Source organism: Paenibacillus sp. FSL H8-0122, from assembly GCF_038005345.1.
In the GTDB taxonomy this organism is placed as follows: Bacteria; Bacillota; Bacilli; order Paenibacillales; family Paenibacillaceae; genus Paenibacillus_AQ.
In genome coordinates this window covers 2,649,387-2,671,294 of the sequence record NZ_JBBOTB010000001.1, presented here as the reverse complement: position 1 = coordinate 2,671,294, position 21,908 = coordinate 2,649,387, and the positions used below count along the sequence as shown (strand labels likewise).

Below are 21,908 nucleotides of genomic sequence, written 5' to 3'. Positions count from 1 at the left end.
GACTCATGGATAAGAAAACCATTTACTTTTTGTGTACAGGAAACTCCTGCCGGAGTCAGATGGCCGAAGGCTGGGCCAAGAAATATTTGAGCAATGAATGGAATGTGTATAGTGCAGGCATTGAGGCTCATGGGTTGAATCCGAAAGCCGTTCAAGCGATGAGTGAAGTAGGTATAGATATCTCAGGTCAAACGTCAGATATTATTGATCCGCAGCTGCTGAACAGCTCTGATCTCGTCATTACTTTATGTGGAGATGCAGCAGATAAGTGTCCCATTACCCCGCCTCAGGTGAAACGTGAGCATTGGGGATTCGACGATCCGGCAAAAGCGCAAGGAACAGATGAAGAGAAGTGGGCGGTCTTCCAGCAGGTTCGTGATCAAGTGGGAGAGCGCATCAAACAATTTGCTGAAACGGGTGAATAGTCACGATAGTGGAGTAACTGCTGCTAATGAGACAGGAGAGAAACTATAATGGTAAATTATCATGAACTGATTGAAGGTAAAGTATAATAGATCTTTTTTGCTAAAATTCCAAATTAAACCCGACCTTTATTACTAGGTCGGTTTTTTGGGTGCGCCTGGCATGGATGATAACTTGGCGGTGAAACGAGCTTGCCACATAAAGCGAAGTTCAATACTGCCCGAATCCCAGCATGTATATGTGGTGGTCTAACAAAGGACTGTGTGTTCTCCAATATCCGTACCGGGCTGGAAGAACTGCTTCAGTGGATGAAGGAGCTTCAGCAGGAACACGCCAAGAGTGACCTCCTCTTTGGCACCCGTGCTTACCGCATGCGGGTGGTCACTTGATCGGTCAGTTCCAGAATAATGTTATATTAATTAAATCCAAACCCCCGAGTTAGCTGTCTATATAACAGGAGGTGAACGACAATGATCGATGCACAGCAACAAATCAACGCCGCACAAAACGGAGATCACGATGCCTTCGTTTCTCTTATAAAGGATCGGACGGATAAGCTGCACCGAGTGGCTCGCCATTATGTACGGGAGTCCAAAGATGCGGAGGATATCGTTCAGGATGCCCTGGTTAAGGCTTATGAGTCACTGCATACGCTGCAGCAAGCCGAAGCGTTTGAGAGCTGGCTTACCAGAATTGTGGTGAACCGGGCGCTCAATCATTTGAAGAAATCCAAGCGTGTTCACCTGAGCGAAGACCCGCAGGCGCAAGAGACATTGGTCGTTAATGATATCGATCAAACCCTGGATCTGGAGCTTGCATTGGCCAGTCTGAATCCGAAGCTGCGTCAGCTCCTGTTCTTAAAATATAAGAAGGACCTGACCCAGCAGCAAATCGCCCATCTCCTGGACATGCCATTAGGTACTGTAAAAACACAATTACGGAAGGGGCTGGAGCATTTGCGCAACGAAATGGCTCAAGATTTTCCCGAACGAGACCTGGATACATTACGCCTGCAGTTAAGACAACAGGCAGAGCACCAGTTTGCCGTTTCACCGGATTATGATCTGATCGTCAATGATTATCAAGAGAACACCATGAGGGGAACAGGGAAGGGAGAAGCGGGATTCTTATGGGTTAAAACGGGGAGTGATGACGCCGTTTCTGCTACGCTCTCCAGGGACGGCAACTTGCTAGACTATGCCATTTCCTGGGCCTCATTGGACAACGGGACACGGCTATCTGAGGATGAGCTCAAACAGCAGGCAGAGCAATTCCTGGAAGATCATTATCCCGGCGCACTGCGTAATTTTCCGTATTGTGAGATGGAGTGGATGGAAGGGATGTTTGGGTACACACGACAGCAGAAGGCGATGGGGCTGCCGCTTCCTGAGACGGGATGCCTCATTATGGTTCACCCCAGCGGTCGCGTGGTCGGATTTAGGTACTACGGAACCGTTCCAGGGCCAGCACTCCCAACCATGATCACACCAGAAGAGGAACAGTTGGCGTGTATGAAGGAGAATTTTTTGCTACATGTGGAATATTGCGTATTGGACAAAGCCGTGTACACGGATGGTGACGATCAGGTCCATCTTGTTTACGCCCCCCGAAGTAGAGGACTAATCTATACTGCATCATCACAGGAGGAAGTTCCGACAGACTATAGGGCAGAAGCTGTCCCTTCTGACCCAAGAACTCTGGACGAGTGGCCAGGTGAGTTCCCGCCCGCACGAAGCCTAGAAGAGTGGATTGGCGTAGACAAGGAACAATTTCAGTTAGTACAAGACGACAATATTGGCTCGAACACCAAGTTGATGGTGTGGAAGCAACAGAATGAAGAGCGTCCAGCCAAGAATGACCGGTCTTGGAAGGCCTATTGGGCTGATCAGATGGAGGGAGCGGTTAAGGCGCGAGTAGACAGCCAAACCGGACAACTGATTGACTTTGTTTCGCATGTTAAGCCAGATCAACTAGCTCCATTAACCTGGGATCGAGACGCATGTATAGAAGTAGCTATGGACTATGTCCGAGGACTAGCAGCCGAAATGTTGCCGTATCTCAAGCTTCTAACTGAAGAGACCGACGACGAAGATCGTTTGGAAATCATTCGCTTTGGTGTATATGTTCAAGACGTATCTGTCAGGGATGAATGCTATCAACTAGCTGTTGACCGCTCTAATGGGAGGGTCAAAAGTTTGATGTCCCCCTCCATAAGGCCAGAACAGTTAAAGAAGCTGGAGACCGTGCCTTCATTTGATTCCCAGACAGCCATCCTCCGATGGACGGCACAGGCCAAGCTGCGTCTGCAATGGGAACGGATGCACAATGCTAGGGCGGAAGAGGCCCCGTACGAACTAGTGTATCGGATGATTGGTAGCGAGTACGAGCGGACGCCCGAAGTGCTTGATGCGCATACGGGGAAATTATACGAAAATACTTTTTACTGACGAACAAAAACATCTTTTGTCAGTGGACAAGAAAATAGCACTATTAGAACCCGCGCCCAGCGTGGGTTTTCTGTTTTAATGGACAAGAACATGGTACTATTGCAAATTTGGTGAATATCTAATCAAACTTGATCCTTGAATAAATTGTGAAATTCTACATAGGGTGAAATAACAACTAATTTATGGAGGAGGAAATTATGAAAGCGCTATATATCCGCTGCGATGAAGCAAGCTGTTGAAGCCTTGGTGTTTACGATAGGGGTAAGCCGTGGGTGCACGGATCGATAAAAAGGAGGATTTTCAATGATGTCAAAACGATTTGGCAGAGCGCTCGCGTTCCTCTGTTGCTTGCTAATGGTGGCGTCACTAATGCCTACCAGCTTTGCCGCCGCCACTGACAACAACGAGTATACAGAAGCACTTAATGGCGACAGCAGTTCTACAGCTCTTACAAGCTTGCAGACAAATGAAACACCGACCGCCATTTATGGAACTCCCGAACTCGGGTCAGACGACCCGCTGTGGGCCCTAACAATGGAGCATCTCATCAACAAAAGCACTGTGCCCGGCGACCCCAGGGCCCATTCCACAGGCACGGCCAGGCTCCTTTGGGACCAAGACTACCTGTATGCCCGTGTAGTCGTGGAGGACAGCAATCTATATCAGGGACCCGGCAATGATTATCAGTACGACGGCCTGGAGTTTTATGCCGGCGCTGGAACCCAAGGCGCGAATCAATGGCGCATCAGCGCGACGGGCGTGTTTTCAGGGCAAAACGCTCCGGGCAGAGCTGCGTGGACTGAGATCACGGACACAGGATATATCGTGGAGATGAGAATACCTAAAAGAACCTTGAACTTGCAGGCAGGTCCGTTTACCTTTGAAATTTATATCAATAACTCGTCGGAAAAGGGCGGTGACCGCTATGAAGTCGTTTCCTGTTTCGGAACTCCGGACGCTGCTTACAACAATGCCGCTTCTTATACAAACAGCCTGAATCTCATTGCCGCTAGTGGAGCGGACGAGAGATTCTCAATCACCGCCACGGCGGAATCGGGCGGCCGGATAACGCCGAACGCACCCGGCAATGTTCTGAGAATAGCTAGCGGCTCAGACACAACCTTAACGGTTACCCCCGATTACGGCAAAATTGTAGATACCGTAAAGGTAGACGGAGAGGACGCAGCTCTATCCGATGATGGCACTTATACCTTTTCAAATGTTGTCGCTAACCATACCCTTCAAGTGACATTCAAAAATGATTCGACCGCGGAGTTGCTCCCCTTTATTGTATGGAATGACAACTTCGCCCGTGGCGAGTACACGACGGCTGTCATCATTGACTTAGGCGAAGGGAAGTCGGCGGAAGGCTCCAAGCTTAATCCGGACTTGTTTACCGTCTCGGCCAGGAACACGACCCTGAACGGCGACTCGGTAACCTTTGAAGGGACGCGCAAGATTACTAGGGTATACGCCAATGACGAACCGAAGGTACGCGGCTATCTGGGGACGGTAAGCCATTCGCCGGATTATCAGGAGGGACTGGAACGCGGCCGTTACATCGTAGTTGAGTTTGAATTCTATTCAGAGAGCGGCGGCAATATAACGCTGGATGGCAACATGAACTCAACAAAACAGGTTTACAGCGTCGTCCAAAACGGCGAGATCCCACTGACAGAAGGGGATCCGCTTAACTACGCGGTTTTTGAACAGGACAAAGTTGTGAATCCGATCCTTGACCAATTTACAGCACCTACGGGCAATTCGGTCAATCGAGCGCTCTACCTTCACAAGGATGGAAACGGTGAAGTGTCGCGGGACTTGCCGCTGTATGTCTATACCCACGGCAGGGGACGCGGCGGCACAAGCGCTGCGACTGACCCAAAAGCGGCGATGAAATCCGCGAACGGCTCGGTCGCTCTGATGAAAAAAATGGAAAAGTCCCCCGAGAAATACGCCAGCCATATACTGAATATTTCCTATAATGGCACGAGTACTCCCTCCATAGCCAATGTTAAGAAGGTTATAGATGACCTGGTTGCCAGCGGTGCAGTAGACCCTAACCGTATTTACGCGGCGGGCTTCTCATGGGGCGGTCAGTATACGAACAGCTTAATTAACGCTTATCCCGGCTTCTTCGCGTCCGCCGCACCTATGTCTCCGGTAAGCGGCTCACCGAACGCGAACGCCAACTACGTTCACACCAACCTGGCCTATTGGATGTTTATCAATGAGTATAACGTTGGAGTATACCAGACTAACCTCGCTAACTTCATAAACACCAATATGCCAAAAATGATCAACGCGAAAGCTTCGCGCTTTGAGAGCAATGAGGCTCTTACCTGGCCTTACAATCAATTTGAACAGCCGAATCAGAAACCGGATCCGAACCATTCACCTGCCCTGAGTGATTCGGTGGCGCATGAAGTTGAAGCGGCTGTTCTTTACAATGACATAACGATGGGGACGTGGAGCATAGCGCCAACAGCGCAGTCCTCTAACTTGCCGGCTTGGAACAATGATTACACTGACGTCTTTGATTGGATGTTCGCGCAGACCACAGCAAACCATCGGCCTGTTGCCGGATACGGTTCACCTGTATTGGGTACTAACGACAAACTGTGGGAACAAGCTGCAGCGTTTGACATCAACAACAGTAGCGCACCCGACCAGAAGATAGGCCCCAAGGCCACCGGCAAAGCCAAAGTATTTTGGGACGAAGACTTCCTGTATGCACGCGTTGTGGTTACAGATCCAAATGTGTGCACCGGTCACACGCCTGGCACTGAGTACATGACCGACAGCGTGGAATTTTATGTCGGTGACGGAAAAAGTGGCTCAAACCAGTGGCGTATTGGCGCAAGCGGTATTTTCTCAGGTCAAGCCGCTGAGGGCCGCGACGGTTCAGTTACACGAACGGATACCGGGTATATCGCGGAAGTGAAGATACCTAGAAGAACCATTGAATTCACAAGCAATTCCCCGATTACGTTTGATGTGTATATCAATAACTCAACGGGTGCAGGCAATGACCGTTATGAGGTTGTATCCGCTTTAGGTAAGCCCGACGCGGGTTATGGCAGTTCTGACAGCTTCAAGAATAGCTTGCTGCTGCTTGGGAGCTCCACGGTAACCAGACACCCCGTTAACGCCACGGCAGGATTAAACGGCACCATCTCGCCATCCGGCTTGATTCGGGTAGCTGACGGCGGAAGCCAATCCTTTACATTCACTCCGATCGGCGGTTATGTCGTGGATACTGTAACTGTAAATGGAGAGTCTGTAGAGATTGCAAACAATACCTATACCTTGAATAACGTGAACACCGATGACAAGGTAATCCATGTTACCTTCAAACCCGATCCGGCCGCAACGTTACTTAACTTTATCGTATACAATGATAACTTTGCCACCGGAGAATTTACCACAGCTGTTATCATTGATCTGGGTGCGGGAAATGAAGCTGTGGGTGCCGGCCTTAGTTCAAACCTGTTTACAGTATCGGCGAGGAATACTTTGTTCGACGGTAGCCTGGCATATCAAGGCACACGCACCGTCAATAGAGTATACGTCAATGACCAACCTAGACCCAGAGGGTATAAGGGTGTGAACCAGAACTCCCCTGATTATCAAGCTGGACTTACTAAAGGCCGCTACATCGTTGTAGAATTGGAATTTTGGACATTAACCGGCGGACAGTCCACTTTGGAAGCATCCAAATCCACCGTCCAGAATTACAACATTGTATCTAGTGGCGATATCAAGCTTGATGGCAAGGCTGCCATTATTAAGTCGGCTTTCGCACAGTCAGGTACCGTCAATGAAATCATCGACAAATTTGAAGTGGGTCCCAAAATTGACAAAGCGGACGCGATGCAGTATGGACTCTATATTCATAAGGACGGCAACGGCGCTCCGGTAAAAGGGCTTCCCCTTTACATCTATGCTCACGGTTCTACCCGCGGCGGTACACAGGACGGGGATACCTTTGCGCCCATCAGGTCCGCCAACGGAGCCACCGCGCTTATGAAGAAAATGGAGAAGAACTCTAAATACGCCAGTCATATAATCGCTTTGCGGGCTCAAAACAACGTTCAGGCAACACCCGCTACCTTAAAGGCTTATATCGATGATCTGGTAAGCAAGGGACTTGTTGACCCCAACCGTATTTACATGGCAGGCTTCTCTATGGGATCCGCTTATACGAATACTTTCTTGACGACATATCCCGATTTGCTCGCAGCCGCAGCGCCTATGTCTTTTCCACCATCAATCAACGCGAAACAAGCAGAAACGCTTAAAAACTTTGCATACTGGTCATTCGTTAACACAACTGATTCTTCAACAATAAAAACAGGGGCGGAAACTTATATAGCGAATATAATGCCCCTATTGGAAAACTCCAGGCACACGTTCATCGACAGAAATGAAATATTCGTTTGGCCTTATGACCAATGGACAAAGGCGGAAGCACCTGTTAATGGAACCAATTGGATTCCTTCCGGCCATGAGATGGAAGCTTCAGTTCTGTGGAACAATATTTCAGGCTACACGGATACTTTGTCCAATGTAGGTTCCAACAAGGAGTGGAGCCTTAAGCCTACGGCGCAGTCCTCTAAGTTGCCGACTTGGAACAATAACTACACTGACGTCTTTGATTGGATGTTCGCGCAGAGAAAAACGAGCGTACCCAATCCTTCTGGTGGCAATACGGGCAACACTGGCAATACCAGCAATACAGGCAATACCAGCAATACAGGCAATACCAGCACCGGGACAGTCACTGGATCGTTGAAGCCGACCTACACAGTGAACACACCGAAGGATAAGCCTGCGGTCACGGACAAGAACGGCAACACCAACCTGCCCGGCGGCGGCGAGATTGTGACCAAGGGCGGGACGAAGATTAAGGTACCCGAAGGCACGACGATAGACTCAAAAGGTAAGGTGACACTTCCGGCGGGCAAGAGCGCCGAAGTAACACTACACGGCGGCGCGAGTGCCGGCTTAGACAAAGGCATGTCGCTGAACATCCATGAGGGTACGGAATTTGTGTTCGATGACGACACCCCGCTGGGCTTCCTCGTGATGTCTGGCAATCCATTCAGGGATGTCAACATGGACGACTGGTTCTACAGCTACGTAAACTCCGCCTACACATACGGTCTTTTCAACGGCACGACGTACACGACGTTCTCACCGGGCACTTCAATGACGCGTGCGATGTACGTGCAGGTACTGGCCAATCTGGAGAATGTTAACCGCTCCGGCTACACGAATTCCCGTTTTAGCGACGTGACGGATGGGCAGTGGTACACGGCGGCAATCGAGTGGGCGGCCGAAAGCGGCATAGTCAACGGTATAAACGCAGACCTGTTTGAACCCAATTCACCGTTGACACGCGAGCAGATGCTGGTGATGCTGTACAATTACATGAAGTACAAGGGCTATGAGATACCTGAAAGCCAATCTAAATCCTTTGCGGACGAGAGTCAGATCAGCTCATGGGCGTTGAAGGCCGTTCAGGCACAGCAGGGCATCGGAATTGTATCAGGCAAGCCGAACAACTTCTTTGCCCCCCAAGCTACCGCCACCCGCGCTGAAGTAGCTGCTATCTTTATAAAGCTCATCGAATATCTGGCTAAGTAAAAGCGTAAACAGAAACATGCGGACCCTTCCGGCTGGGCAAGATCCAGCCGGAAGGGTCTTTTTCAGCAATCCTGATTACAAGAGAAGGAAAACGTCGATATGTGGCGAAAATACCTAAAGAAGTAAATAAATCTCATGGGAAAGGAGACCCCATGTTCATAGTTAATAAAGAACATTATGACCAGAATGAACTGGAACGCCGAATAAATGCGATATACGCATTATTGGGTTCCTCGGTTTGGAAGGAACGGCGGACAGCTGTATGCATGAAGGAACCGGCGAATATTCTGGCCGCCACGGAGCTGATTATCAGGAATGAGGGTTCGGTGCTTCTGATCAACGGCGATACCCCGATTGAAAGCGCTCTCCGTCAAGCCGAAGACGCAGGCTGTACGGGTCTGCTGACCGAAGCAGGAGGCAGCGCCGTCTTTCACCCGCTACACTCACGCCTGGATCGGATGAATGGGGAGCCGTCCTTGCTTCAATTCAGCTCCGGCACGACCGGCGCTCCCAAGCTAGTTGAACGGTCTTGGTCTCATGTGCAAATGGAAATTGAGGCCTACAACAAGCTGCTGCCCTGCAGCGGGGAGGATAAACCGATCATTCTGGTGCCCGTCTCCCATTCCTTTGGATTCATCACAGGCATGCTTTCCGCACTGAAGCGCGGAGTCGAGCCGGTTATCGTGACGGACAAGAACCCCAAGTTCGCCCTGCATCTCATGCAGCAGCATGATCGCCATGTGGTGTATGCGGTGCCCTTCCTCTTTCAAATTCTGCTCAGTCTGATGAGAGAGAAGGTGCTGCTTAGAAAGATGGTATCCTCTGGTTCCCCGATGTCTGCAGAACTGCTGAACAGGCTTGGGGGTGCAGGTGTGGAGGTGATCCAGCAATACGGGTGCTCTGAGGCGGGCTGCATCTCGCTTGGCGGCCGGCCCTCCGGTTCTACGGATGCCGGGATGTTACTGGAGCATATGGCCATTGAAAGGGCCGGAACCCGGGATCAGCCGGATGAAATCATCATTGCCACAGGCGGACGCCGGATTCATACCGGAGATATGGGATATTGGCTCGGCGGCAGGCTTCATGTTCAGTGCCGGATGGATGATCTGATTAATGTGTCAGGACTGAAGGTAGCTCCCTCCGAGGTGGAGGATGTCATCCGGAGGCTGGACGGCGTTCAGGAAGCTGTCGTGCACAAGGCTCCGCATCCCGTCTGGGGGGAAGCGGTCAAAGCTCGAATCGTCCGGAAGGGCGATGCGCTGTCTCAGGAGGAGGTGAAGAGGTGGTGCGCGCGGTTTCTGCCTGCTTATAAAGTTCCGGGCTTTATTGCTTTTACGGAGGACATTCCGAAGACGGGTACAGGGAAGGTTATGCGAAAACAATTGGTAGAAGAGGAGTATGGTATTCATGGATAAGATACAAACGGTATCTCAATTGAGGCAGCTCATGTCCGAACAATTGGAGCTCTCTCTCCCGGACGTCATTAAAGAGGAAGACCGGCTGTACGAAGACTTAAACGTAGATTCGATCATGGTACTCCAATTGGTGGTATACATCGAGGAAGTGTTCAACGTAACTGTGCCCGAGGAGGAGATGGACCCTGCCGTCTTCCAAACGGTCGGTTCTTTAGTCGATTTCATCCACGCCCTTAAGGGGGAGCACATCGCCCAAGTGGAAACCAAATCTTAAGATCATAGAAAAGGATGGATATGATGACTAACATGAATGAACAGGATATCGTACAATTCGTAATTGTCCGGGTGGCCGATTTGACCTCCAGACCGGAGCTGGCGGAGGAATTGAATGGGGACGCACCGCTAGAGGATGCAGGCGTGGATTCGGTGCTGCTGGTTAACCTGATGATGCAGATTGAACAGCAGTACGACATTTTTTACGAGGACGACGAGCTTCTGCAGGAGAACTTCGCCACCGCGCGCTTGATCTCACAACGCATATTGGCCAAACGGGCCGTTAAAACCGGGGCTTGACGTGAAACAAGCCCATTGCTTTCTGAACGGACTCGGTTATGGCTTGGAGCAAGCCGGATGGGATGATCGTCCGCTCTATATCGGTGCTTGGGACGCGCCATTCAGCGTTACGGAGGACGGCAAGCTGACCTATTTCTCAGCGGACATCACACCGTCCGAATATTTGCGGCTGTTCACCCGCCTGTACGGGGAAGGGGCCGTGGAGTGGTATGATTACGGGGCCGAAAAACTCGTCAACCTGAAGAAGTTTCTGGAGGTCCTGCGGCGTCATCCGGAGCTTCCTGTTTTGGTACAGCTCGATCTGTTTCATATGCCCTATCAAAAAAGAACGTTTCAAACCATGCATCAGCCCCATTTTGTCATCGTACACGGAATGCGGGGCAATCAATTCGTGGTATACGACCGCTATTTTGAATGGGAAGGGTTACTGGCCGCAAGCCATGTACACGATGCTTTTCTGAGCAATGAGCTGGGCGGGGGACTGCTGCTTCATCCCGAATGGCTCCATGCGCCGGACGCCCACGAGGTGGCGAGAATCTTCGAGGATACGATAGAGACCGATCCGGGTGAACGATCGCTAACCGGCATGGTGAGGCGAAGGATTATGCAGACGGTGGAGTCGCCGGGTATGTATCCGCCCGGGACCTTGAAGGATTCTTTATCCCAGCTCGGCATCCTCGCCAAACGCAAATACAGCTACGGGCTGCTGTATCAATATTTTTCGGAAGCGCTTAATCAAGGTACGGAGCTGTATCAGGAGCAGCTGGAAGGATTCATAAAAATGTGGAGTACGCTCGCATACCTGGCGATCCGTACATCCATGCCGGGACGAACCGGGGAAATCGGACTGCTGGTGGATAAGGTGGAGCAGCTGCACAGGACGGAGCAACAGCTGAAGGAGGAATTGATCGATGTCTATCATCGCTGGAAACCCCGATTTGCATGCGGAGTGCAGACCTAGGGTGGGCTGCTTCGACGGCCATTCCCCCCGGTTGAACGAACGGGTGATTGATGACCAATGGACAGGGTATCTGGCTGAATATACGGAGCTCATCCGCATTCCGCCGGTACGCTTCGCCAAGATCTTCGGGAGTTCGCTTCGCCATTTCTCCAAGCAGCCGATGTCTTCGCTTCCGCAAGCGTCGGAGCGGCTGGCCCGATTATGCGAGGAATACGGAATCAATACGCTGTATGTGAACGCTCCTTATTTCATGCCTTTCCTGATGCTGGTTCGGAGCTTCGCCAAGCTTCCGCTTCGCTTCATGGTTATCGCCCATTCCGTCGCATCCGCCCGTTGGCTGACAACCTGGCTGTCCTGTGCGCCTTGGATTACAGAACAGGATGTGCTGCTTGCCAGTACGGAATCTTGCAGACAGGCGCTGGTTAATCTCTCACCCCGGTATGCGCATGCTCATAAGATCCCGTTATGCATCGACACCTTGCTGGCTGCGGAGCCGGTTCGGCCGCTTGCCGGTAAACGTCTGTTATCCATCGGCCGGCTGGAAGAGGTAAAGAACATTCATGTGCTCTTAGAGGCTATGGCGGCAATAAAGCAGCGTGTCCCGGACACTGTATTGACGATTGCCGGAGAATATACGGGGTCCTTGCAGGAAGCGGACCGGTATAAAGAACGGCTTGAAGCCATCGTAGCGGAATATAGACTGGAGCAAACCGTGGAGTTTACAGGTCCCGTCCACGGGAGTGAGAAAGACCGCCTGTTCCGGGAATCCAGGCTTCTGGTCAACCTCTCTACCGATCCGGGAGAGACGTTTGGCTTCAACCTCCTGGAAGCGAAAGCTCACGGTCTTCCTGTGGTCTGCACCCACTGGGACGGTTTCCGGGAGCTGCTTGTTGACGGCGAGGACGGTTGCTTCGTCCAGGTAGATTGGTCCGGTGAACATCCGAAGATAGATCTGGACGGGCTGGTCCGCAGCTGCACCGGGGTTCTGCTGGATGAGAAGCTTCACGGCAATCTCTCGCAAGGAGCGCGGCGTGGCGCTCTAATGTACGACTATCGAATCATCATGCCGCAGATCAGGAGGCTCCTGAATACTCCCCTTAGACAGATAGCAGGTGAGGCGGAGGAGACCGCCCTGCTGGAATCATCTATGAGAACGCTGAACGAAATCTATCATTGCAGCTTATTGGAAGCGACAGGCTGTTTGAGTGAATCGCCGCTGTCGGTTCTGGATTGGCAGCCGCAGGGTGACACGGAGGAATGGATGCGCAGGGTGAAGCCGCTTATTCAACATTTTGCCGGGAGGAACCATCATGCACACGTTTAAACTGTTCCGACGTCTTGCTCCCTACGTGAAGATCAAATGGAATTTAACCTTGATCGCTTATGTTTGCACGTTCCTGCAATTGGGACTCGTCATGCTTCAGCCCTTAATCTTCGCCTATCTGATCGACCACGTGCTGATTGGCGGAAACCGTAAGCTGATTGTCCCGCTGCTTAGCCTTTCCTTGGGAATAGGCGTTCTCTCCATCGTGTTCCTGTTTATCCGGGTAGGTCTGTTCCGCTACCTGGGCATCTGTAATATGCTGGATATCCGGAACGAGCTGTTGAAGCATGTCCGGCAGATCCCCATTCCGGAAATTCAGAAGGAAGGCCCCGGGAAATTCTCGGCCTTGCTCGGGATGGATACCGCTACGATGGGGAATTTCCTCAACCACATCCTGGTCGAGATTACCTCACAATTGTTTATGATGCTGATATCCCTCGGAATCCTGTACTCTATGGACTGGCGGCTTGGCATCGTTGCGACGCTTAGCATCCCCTTCCTCTTATGGGTGCCAGGGCTGTTCCGCAACCCTGTGGCGCGTTATTCGTCCGCCGTTCGAACCCATAATGAAGAGATCGGAACCTATCTCTATGAAGCGATCGAAAGTTCGCAAGAAATCCGGGCTTTAGGACTAGAGGGATGGGAACAGAAGCGGAATGAAACGATGTACAAGGGGCTGGTGAAGGCCAGCACCCGGGAAACGCTGTATGCCGTTATGTCGTTTCAAATCAGCGGTTTCGTGATTAGCCTGATCCTGGCTGCCATCTATTGGATCGGCAGCGATCAGGTGCTCCAGCAAATGATGACCGTTGGCATGATGGTTGCTTCCGTAACCTATCTGCAAAACGCTCTGAATCCGGTACAGCAGATTAACAACTTTTTCAGAGAGCTTCAAGGCGCAGAGGTTGCAATGGGCAGAATCGAGCAATTTATCCAGACCCCGATCGACCGCTATTCGGAAAACGAGAGGAAGCAGATTTCTCCTGCAAGGGAGCCTCAGCTTGAAGCAACGCCGTCCGGTATCGAAGTGTGCAATCTGCGCGTCGGGTACGGTGGAACAGAAATCTTGAAGGATCTGTCCCTGTCGCTGTCTCCGGGCAAGGTGTATGCTTTCGTCGGGCGAAGCGGGTCCGGGAAATCTACCCTTTTCCGGGCACTTATCGGGATGATGCCCGTTCTCGAAGGTGAAATTCGAATTGGCGGACAGAATCTGGAGGAGATGACCCGCAGCGCGATTAGCCGCAAGATTGGCATCGTGTTCCAGGAGCCTTACTTGTTCCGTGGTACCCTTATGGAAAATATTGCTGTCGGGAAGCTGGACGCGACGGAGGAAATGGTTATGCAAGCAGCCCTGAATGCGCGGCTCGGAGCTCTGCTGGATCAGCTGCCGGAAGGACTCCACACGAAGATTGACCATAAAGGCTTCCAGCTATCCGGCGGACAGCGGCAGAGGCTGGCTATTGCGCGTGCCCTTTTACACAATCCCGATATTCTTATCCTGGACGAACCGACCTCCGCCTTGGACCAGCTTACGGAGATTGAACTTATGGATTCCATACGCCAAGTCATGGCGGGCAAGACGATTCTGGTAGCCACCCATCGCCTGCAAACCATTATGAACGCGGACCGTATTCTGGTGATGGAGAACGGTTGTCTGGTGGCGGAAGGCGACCACGAAGAGCTCATGAAGCAATCGGCTGAGTATTATGCTATGGCATCGACCTTCGAGCGCGATACCTCTGTGGCCGGACAGGCATCTTATAAAGAGGGGGTTCCGGTATGAATGGCACAGGCACCCTCAGGGAATTGTTTCAACGTGCACGAAGGCATGACCGGGGAATCACTTACGCGGCACGAACCGGCGAGTCCGATTGGACAAGCTATGCGGAACTCGGAAACCGCATGGACCTTCTCGCTGAACGGCTGAAGCAGGAGCAGCTGCGTCCGAATTTTATCGGGGCCGTCTGGATGGCTCCGACGCCGGAGTGTCTGGCTGTCATTGGGGCAGTCATTTTGGCGGGAGGCATTCCGCTCCCCATCCACAGCTACATGCCAGGACAGGACATGCTTCGCCTCATCCGCAAATTTGAACCCGAAGCGGTGTTCGTCTCTGAAGAGAAGCTTCCAATCCTTGCGGAATGGAACATGCAAGGGGAAGAGTTGCCATTCTGCCTGTATGCAGGTATGGCAAGCGGACCGGTTGCAGGAATCAGCGCCGCTCCGCGGCCGGTACGCCGGTACACGCCGCCAGAGGCCGCGCGTATGATATTCCTCTCCTCCGGTTCAACGGGAGAGCCGAAGGGGATCATGCTGAGCGACCACAACATGCTGTCCAATGTGGACGCGATCCTGGAGTACACGACTCTGTGCGACGAGGACATCGTTCTGCTCTCGAAGTCCCTGGGGTATTGCTCGACAATTGTTGGGGAATGGTTAGCAGCCATGGCCTCTGGAGCCAATCTTGTTCTAAGCGGGGGCTTCGTGCATCCCTTCGAGATGATCCAGTGCGTCCGTACGAACAAGGTGACCTTCTTATGCACTGTGCCGTCTGCGATCCTGCCTCTAATCCATTCCGCCAAATGGGCGGCGGAGGATCTAATCACGCTCCGGCAGATACTCATTGTCGGCGGCCCGATGCCTGCCGTCATGCTGCTTCGTTTGGCTGACCGTCTGCCTCACGTGCGGCTGACGCCCTCCTATGGACTGACCGAAGCCTCTCCGCGCGTCTCGTATTTGCCCTACGCTCAGTTGAGGACGAAACCGCAATCCGCCGGGATACCCATTAACGGCGTCGAGCTGGCCATCGTTCAAGGCGGAAGGGAGGCGGCAACAGGGGAGAGTGGAGAGGTGGTCGTTCGGGGGCCGAATGTGATGATCGGCTATTATGACGATCCGGATCGCACCCGCGAGATCTTAGGCCCGCTTGGCCTGCACACCCGGGATACCGGGTATCTCGACGAGGATGGATATTTGCACTTGACCGGGCGAACCGATAACGCTCTGCTTGTCGGGGGACACACGGTGTATCCGGAAGCGGTCGAAAGCGTCCTGTTAAGCTTGCCTGGGGTGTCGGACGCTGCGGTGTCGGCCGTAGAAGACCTTCAATGGGGACATCGTCTGATTGCCGTGATCGTATCCGAAGCATCCACAGAGCCTGTCAGCAGCCCGGAACTGCATGTCTGGTGCGTAAAACGGTTATCCCCGGCCTTGCGTCCCAGGGAATTCCGCTTCGTTACGGCTCTGCCCAGAACAGCCAGCGGAAAGCTGGATCGCAAAGCCCTGAAATCTATGGTGAAGGAGGAAGAACATGTCCATAGAGCATGAAGATATACTCTTTAAGGTGAGAGAAACGATAGCCGCTGTGGCCAAGAGGCAAACAAGCGAGGTCGAGCTGGACCAGGCTTTGGTAGATGATCTGGGAATCGACTCCATTCAAATCCTGGAGCTTCTGTCGGCTCTGGAGGATACATTCGGCTTTGAGCTGGAGGTGGACGATATTCGCCCGGAATCGTTCCGAAGCGTCCAGGCCGTATTGCATTTTGTAGAACGCAAGGTGGCTTCATGAAGGTGTTCACCCCGGCCCATTTGCAAGAGCTGGCCGGCGAATTGCGCCGGACGTACCCGTTTTATAACCCTTATACGGACGTTGATTTCCATCAGCTGCCGATTACAGACAAACACTTAATCGCAGGCAACCGCGCCCTTTTCGAACATCCCGATGCGGGGCGGGTGATCGAATCGTTCACCTCGGGAACTACCGGAGTGCCGCTGCGCTGCGTGAAAACCCCGGAGGAGATATGGAAGCTCTCACTGACCCTGTATAAGCATAGAAAAAAGTGGGGGCTGCCGCTCAGGCACCGGATGCTGCTGCTGAGCAACCGTCTGCTGGCGGAGCCCAGGTCTCTTAGACATTATGCAGAGCTGATGATCAGGGAAGATCCTCATTTTATCCAGGGGAGAGCTTCCGCTCTCTGCGCGTTGGCCGAATATATGCGTGACGAGGGATATTCGTTGCCGTCTTCCCTCCTGTTTACCCAGAACTGGGGCGAAACGCTGCATGGCTCCCAGAAAGAACGGATCGAGGAGGTATTCCGCGTTCCATGCGTAGACTATTACGGACTGGAAGAGTTCTGGTGTATCGCGTTCGCCAGCCAGAGCGGCCAACTGGAAATCGATGAGTCCTCCGTATATGTGGAAATTATCGATTCGGCCTCCGGACTCCATGTAGAGGAGGGGGAATTCGGCGAAGTGCTGGTCACCTCGCTGATCATGAGGAGTCTGCCTTATGTCCGTTACCGGACAGGGGATATCGGAAGTATACGCAGGGACCCTGAAACCGGCCGTCTCCTTCTTGGGCTGCTTCCCGTCCGAACCTCCCAGATCCGGCTGCCTGGAGCGCAGGTGCATTCTGCCGTCTTCCGGTATTTGGACAAGTTTTTTTGGGAGCTTGCTGCAGCCAGAGGAGTCCGTCAATTTCAGATCGTACAGAATACGTACACCTCTTTTTCCGTCTCGCTGGCGACTGAAGCCCCGCCAAGCGAGTTCGGGGACGTACAGACCAAGTTATCCGCTTTTCTTCACCAAGCGGCGGGCAAGCCGGTGAAATTGTCCATAGAAACCGTCTCAAGGCTCGAAGCCGATCCTGTCAGCGGCAAAATACCGTCCTTTGTCTGCCGTATTTCCTCAAATGAAGAAGGAGAATGAAGAGATGACGTCTCATACGGATACGCCGGCTGCCAAGCCGGAAATGTTGAAGCTGGCGGCGATGGAATGTGCAGCTTCCTGCATCCTGACCCACTTATACCGGTCCGGGGCCAACCCTGATCTGTTTCTGCTGGATTACTGGAATGTCAATTATGTCTCGCGCATTATTACGGCGAGCCAGCATGTGCGATTGAACAAAAGCTTGCCCTTTCTGTACGGCATCCATCTGGTTTACAAGGGAACTGGACCTGAGGCGCTAAAGCAGTCTGTTCAGTCAGGGACCCGTGCGGTAGTGAAATGCCGCCCATCCGATCTGGATTTTTTCCCACCCCATATGCTGGGCATGGCGGAGAGCGGATTCGAGCATTATATCCTCGCAGACAGCTTCGATGAAGTGCGTAACGCCTTCAGAGTATTCGATCCCATTGTCGATTTCAACGGCTTCCTGACCGGTGAAGAGCTTATGCGGGCATCGGCGGAGCCGGGAGAGGAGGAAATCATTTACTACGAGCTTCAGCCGGATCTAGAAGGGAAGGGGTTCGAGTCTCCCGGCAAGCGTGATATCTTCGCCTATGCAGCCAAGCGAAACTACGAAATGTATGTCCGTTCTCAATACAGTTCGGGTACCGCCGCATTGGACAGCTTTGCCCGGGATTTGCAGGAATCTCTAGCTTTAAGCCCGGAACAAACGTCGAACTGGTTGAGCCAGAACTCGATCGGCATTGCTTCCATAACCAAGCTCCGCTCCTCCATATGGAAGAGCTTTACCGGGCTGGGCGTGATGGACAAGGGGCAGGTGCTGGAAGGGACGAACCGGATCAGCGGGATCGTGAAGTTATGGACGACACTGAATTTCATACTTGTGAAATACCGCAAAAACATCGGGGACGAAGCGCTGCTACGCTCAGCTCTTGCCAGGCTGCGGGAGATTCGGGATGCGGAACTTCAATTCCTGGCCTGGATGAATGGAATAGGCGGTGATCTGACTGAAGTATAATCTATGCACGATTTCTTTTCGGCACGAGCTGGTATCCTTCCGGGAGTTGCTCCGTTATGCTCATGATACGGGCTTCAACGGTATAGAACTGTGGGGCGTGCATGCCAAGGCTTTGCTTCGCCAACGGGGACAGGAGCTGGGAGGTATGCTGGACGAAATGTTCAGCTACGGGCTCGAAATCAACATGCTGAGCGATTATATCCCTCTCATGGGGAATATCCCAATGGACGTTCTGCTTAAGGAATGGCAGGAAACCGTACAGGCGGCCAAAGCATTCCACACAGATAAGCTGAGGATTTTCGCCGGAAACCTGAGCAGTCAATCTCTTGATGAGAAGGACTGGGAGCTTTGCACCGAACGTCTAAATCTCCTGTGCGCCGCAGCAGAGAGGGAAGGAGTCTATACAGTGGTTGAGACTCATCCGGGAACCGCTGCCGACGGCTTAGATTCCACACTTCAACTGCTCCGGCAAACCGATAACCCTGCCTTGAAGCTGAATTTGGACTTTCTGCACATGTGGGAATCGGGGGCTGATCCCCTTGCCGCCTACGAACGCTTGAAGCCATGGATTGTCAATATCCATCTGAAGAATGTGGAATCCCGGCAATGGCTCGAAGTATTCTCTCCTGACAATATATATTCTCCGAGCGGCAGCCGCAGAGGTATCGTACCCTTGGCCGATGGAGAAATGGACTGCCAAGCCATAATGAAGCACCTTATCTTGGACCCTACCCGGGCCCCGGTATCTCTGGAATGGTTCGGAGCCACACCCTTTCAAATCTTAAAGTCGGAGCTGGGCTGGCTTAAAGGGCTGGAGTCTGATCTCAAGCTGGAGAATGTGGAGGTGACGGGATAATGAATAACGCACCTTATATGGAGCATCTGACAGGAACGCGTGCACCGAAGCTCTGGTACTCCAATATTAATTGGGAACAAGGAAAAGCCGCGCAAGAGCTTCGCTTACCCCATATTAACAATGCGTCCGGAGATCGGCTCGTATCGCAAATGGATCTCTACCAGATTTATTTGGCTGACCGGGAGGATCTTGTTCTCCTGAAAGAGACTCCGGACCCTGAATTCCTATCTTATTTGGAAGAAAAGAAGATAGCACTACCATCAATCGCGATTGGCGCACGGTCTGAATATACGGGTGAGTTCCGCAACCGGATTGCTGTTCCTTACTTGATGGACGAGCAGGAGGAGCAGTTTCTCAAGGAAAACGGAGGGAGCTGGATCGGCCCGCCAGCCCGGTTGTCCGTGGAACTGAACAGCAAGATCGCAACGCGTAAATTATGCGAAGAAATCGGCTTTCCAGTCAGCGACGGCAGGATATGCGAAGGGCTTGACGCAATCCGCCGTACTTGCGCCGAGTTGGAGGGACGGCATCCTGGAGCCCGGCTGGTTGTAAAAACCGCTTACGGTTCTTCCGGTAAAGCGCTGTTCCATATCCATCGGGGCCCGGATTTGGAGATGCTGCTGGGATATTTAGAGAGGCAGATCTCGCGGGGAGGCGGGCAACCGGTTGTGACGGTGGAACGCTGGCATCAGGTCGAGCGCCATCTGACGGCACAGCTCTGGCTGGGGGGAACCGATTGCGAGATCCTGGCTATGACCGAGCAGAGGATTACGGATGCAGGAGTATACAGGGGGAGCCGTTTGCACCCGGATCTGCCTGAATCCTTGATCGCGGCTTATACCGGACAGCTGCAGCAGTTGGGTACATCTTTACATTCCCGGGGCTACGAGGGTTTCATCGGGGTAGACTCCATACTGGATGAAGACGGAACTTTAATACCGGTTATTGAGATCAACGCCCGTCTTACCATGGTCACGTATTTGCTAAAGATTCGCAAGCACTTGCTCGAACGCGAGTTTCCTAGAATGGAGACTCAATCCTATGATTTCAAGCTCCACCCTGGAGCCAAATTTGCAGAATTTTCCGAAAAGGTGGCATCGATAAGGATCTCAGCCGAACAAGGAGGGGCATTCGTGTATGGTTTCCACCAGGATGGGGAATCGGCAGACCGTATCCGGCCTTGCCGGGTCTCGACTTTGAGCTGGGGTGTGGACGATGAAGCTGAGAAGCTTGCCCGTCAAGGGCTGGAGGAAGCCATCATGGAATGGAGGGGAGCTGTCATATGACTATGGCTTCACAACGACTGTCTAATCAGCAGGAGGTGGGCCAACCCTTTTGGCTGGAAGCAGTCGAGCCGTTTGGATCACCCGTTTATGTATATGACGAGGGAAGGCTGGCCTCCGATTATTTTTCGCTGCGGGACGCTTTACCCAAGGATGTGACGCTATATTATTCCATGAAAGTCAACCCCAATCCGGAGGTATGCCGTCTCATCAACGGCTGGGGTTCGCCGATCGAAATCGCATCGGTTGGGGAATATGAGCTTGCCCGCTCTAACGGGGTAAATCCGAACAGCATCGTGTTTACCGGACCGGGCAAAAGCGCGGACGAGATTCATCATGTGCTTCGCCATGGGATCTACGCGATTAATGCGGAGTCCATCCCGGAGCTATTCGTCATTCACGATGAAGCTGTTGCGCTTGGTATTGCCGCTCCCGTTATGTTAAGGGTCAATTTGTCTACTGGAGCCAAAGGCTCGCGGATGTCATCGGTCGGACTTGCCTCCCAGTTTGGCATCGACGACAGTGAAATTAATGTGGCGGTGCAAACCGCCATTACCCTTGAAGGGCTAGAGCTTATCGGATTGCATACGTACCAGGGCACGCAAAATTTTCACCTCGACTTTTATATGGAGAGTGTTCCGATGATGTTCGGTCTCACCCGGCAGGTGCGAAACCAATTCGGCCTGCAGCTTCGATGCTTAGGGCTCGGCGGCGGTTTCGGCGTTCCCATGTTTGAAGGTGATGAGCCGTTTCCTGTTGAAGCTTTCGGGGCGTATCTTGCCGGGGAGTTAGAGCGCAACCGGGATCTGGAATTGGAAATGGTATTCGTAGAATCAGGGCGGCGAATTGCCGCAACGATGGGGATTTATGCGGTCAGAGTGCTGTACACCAAGCTCTCCAAAGGCAAAGCCTTCGCCATTGTCGATGGGGGGACTCACCATCGGGCTTTTTCCAGCCTGATGGGACGAAGCTTCAAGCAGCCTCTGCCTCTTCAGCTTTGGAAGGCGGGGGAGCGCAAGCTATACGAATCCGGTGAAGGAGAGGGGCGAGTCTCCTACAATGTTTGCGGTAAATTGTGCACTCCCGCAGATGTGCTGCAAGGCAGCGTCATGCTCCCGCCTCTAGAGCCGGGGGATTGGATCGCGTTTCCCCATATGGGGGCCTATGGCTTAACCTGCGGCAATGTTCATTTTCTGTCTCATGCTCTTCCGAAGGAAGTTATGCTTCGCCCTGACGGTACGTTAAATGATGTGAGCTGGCTATCCACCTAATAAGT

16 protein-coding genes are annotated in these 21,908 nt (G+C 52.4%); all 16 read left to right on the top strand.

All coding sequences use genetic code 11. The annotated features are described in order from the left end of the window. Positions 1-5 precede the first annotated feature (5 nt). Positions 6-425, top strand: coding sequence for an arsenate reductase (thioredoxin) (gene arsC / locus NSS64_RS11780; RefSeq protein WP_076075075.1), 420 nt, complete (start codon positions 6-8; stop codon positions 423-425). 468 nt (positions 426-893) lie between these two features. Further along, positions 894-2,870, top strand: coding sequence for a sigma-70 family RNA polymerase sigma factor (locus NSS64_RS11775; RefSeq protein WP_341140187.1), 1,977 nt, complete (start codon positions 894-896; stop codon positions 2,868-2,870). Positions 2,871-3,173: 303 nt separating this feature from the next. Next, on the top strand, positions 3,174-8,519 hold the full coding sequence (locus NSS64_RS11770) for a sugar-binding protein (protein ID WP_341140186.1): 5,346 nt from the start codon (positions 3,174-3,176) through the stop codon (positions 8,517-8,519). A 266-nt stretch (positions 8,520-8,785) separates the two neighbouring features. Further along, entirely contained in the window at positions 8,786-9,934 is a 1,149-nt protein-coding gene (locus NSS64_RS11765) for an AMP-binding protein (RefSeq protein WP_341140185.1), read from the top strand. Next, on the top strand, positions 9,927-10,208 hold the full coding sequence (locus NSS64_RS11760) for a phosphopantetheine-binding protein (protein WP_340993071.1): 282 nt from the start codon (positions 9,927-9,929) through the stop codon (positions 10,206-10,208). Before NSS64_RS11765 ends, NSS64_RS11760 begins: the two co-directional genes overlap by 8 nt. 23 nt (positions 10,209-10,231) lie before the next feature. Next, positions 10,232-10,507 carry an acyl carrier protein gene (locus tag NSS64_RS11755; protein WP_341140184.1) on the top strand — a complete coding sequence of 92 codons (276 nt, stop codon included), beginning with the start codon at positions 10,232-10,234 and terminating at the stop codon, positions 10,505-10,507. Position 10,508: 1 nt separating this feature from the next. Then, complete coding sequence (locus tag NSS64_RS11750; RefSeq protein ID WP_341140183.1) at positions 10,509-11,468, top strand: DUF6005 family protein; 960 nt, start codon at positions 10,509-10,511, stop codon at positions 11,466-11,468. Further along, positions 11,419-12,792, top strand: coding sequence for a glycosyltransferase family 4 protein (locus NSS64_RS11745; RefSeq protein WP_341140182.1), 1,374 nt, complete (start codon positions 11,419-11,421; stop codon positions 12,790-12,792). Before NSS64_RS11750 ends, NSS64_RS11745 begins: the two co-directional genes overlap by 50 nt. Then, on the top strand, positions 12,779-14,575 hold the full coding sequence (locus tag NSS64_RS11740; protein ID WP_341140181.1) for an ABC transporter ATP-binding protein: 1,797 nt from the start codon (positions 12,779-12,781) through the stop codon (positions 14,573-14,575). Before NSS64_RS11745 ends, NSS64_RS11740 begins: the two co-directional genes overlap by 14 nt. Beyond that, complete coding sequence (locus tag NSS64_RS11735; protein WP_341140180.1) at positions 14,572-16,116, top strand: class I adenylate-forming enzyme family protein; 1,545 nt, start codon at positions 14,572-14,574, stop codon at positions 16,114-16,116. Before NSS64_RS11740 ends, NSS64_RS11735 begins: the two co-directional genes overlap by 4 nt. Continuing rightward, on the top strand, positions 16,100-16,357 hold the full coding sequence (locus tag NSS64_RS11730; RefSeq protein ID WP_340940506.1) for an acyl carrier protein: 258 nt from the start codon (positions 16,100-16,102) through the stop codon (positions 16,355-16,357). The genes NSS64_RS11735 and NSS64_RS11730 overlap by 17 nt, the downstream gene beginning before the upstream one ends. Next, a complete protein-coding gene (locus NSS64_RS11725; RefSeq protein ID WP_341140179.1) occupies positions 16,354-17,496 on the top strand; it encodes a hypothetical protein in 1,143 nt (380 codons plus the stop codon). Before NSS64_RS11730 ends, NSS64_RS11725 begins: the two co-directional genes overlap by 4 nt. Positions 17,497-17,500: 4 nt before the next feature. After that, positions 17,501-18,493 carry a hypothetical protein gene (locus tag NSS64_RS11720; RefSeq protein ID WP_339314478.1) on the top strand — a complete coding sequence of 331 codons (993 nt, stop codon included), beginning with the start codon at positions 17,501-17,503 and terminating at the stop codon, positions 18,491-18,493. 46 nt (positions 18,494-18,539) lie between these two features. Then, positions 18,540-19,349 (top strand): sugar phosphate isomerase/epimerase family protein, encoded by an 810-nt coding sequence (locus NSS64_RS11715; RefSeq protein ID WP_341140178.1) that lies wholly within the window; start codon positions 18,540-18,542, stop codon positions 19,347-19,349. Continuing rightward, positions 19,349-20,635, top strand: coding sequence for an ATP-grasp domain-containing protein (locus NSS64_RS11710; protein WP_341140177.1), 1,287 nt, complete (start codon positions 19,349-19,351; stop codon positions 20,633-20,635). The genes NSS64_RS11715 and NSS64_RS11710 overlap by 1 nt, the downstream gene beginning before the upstream one ends. Then, positions 20,632-21,903, top strand: a complete 1,272-nt coding sequence (locus NSS64_RS11705) for a hypothetical protein (protein WP_341140176.1) — start codon at positions 20,632-20,634, stop codon at positions 21,901-21,903. The genes NSS64_RS11710 and NSS64_RS11705 overlap by 4 nt, the downstream gene beginning before the upstream one ends. Positions 21,904-21,908 lie beyond the last annotated feature (5 nt).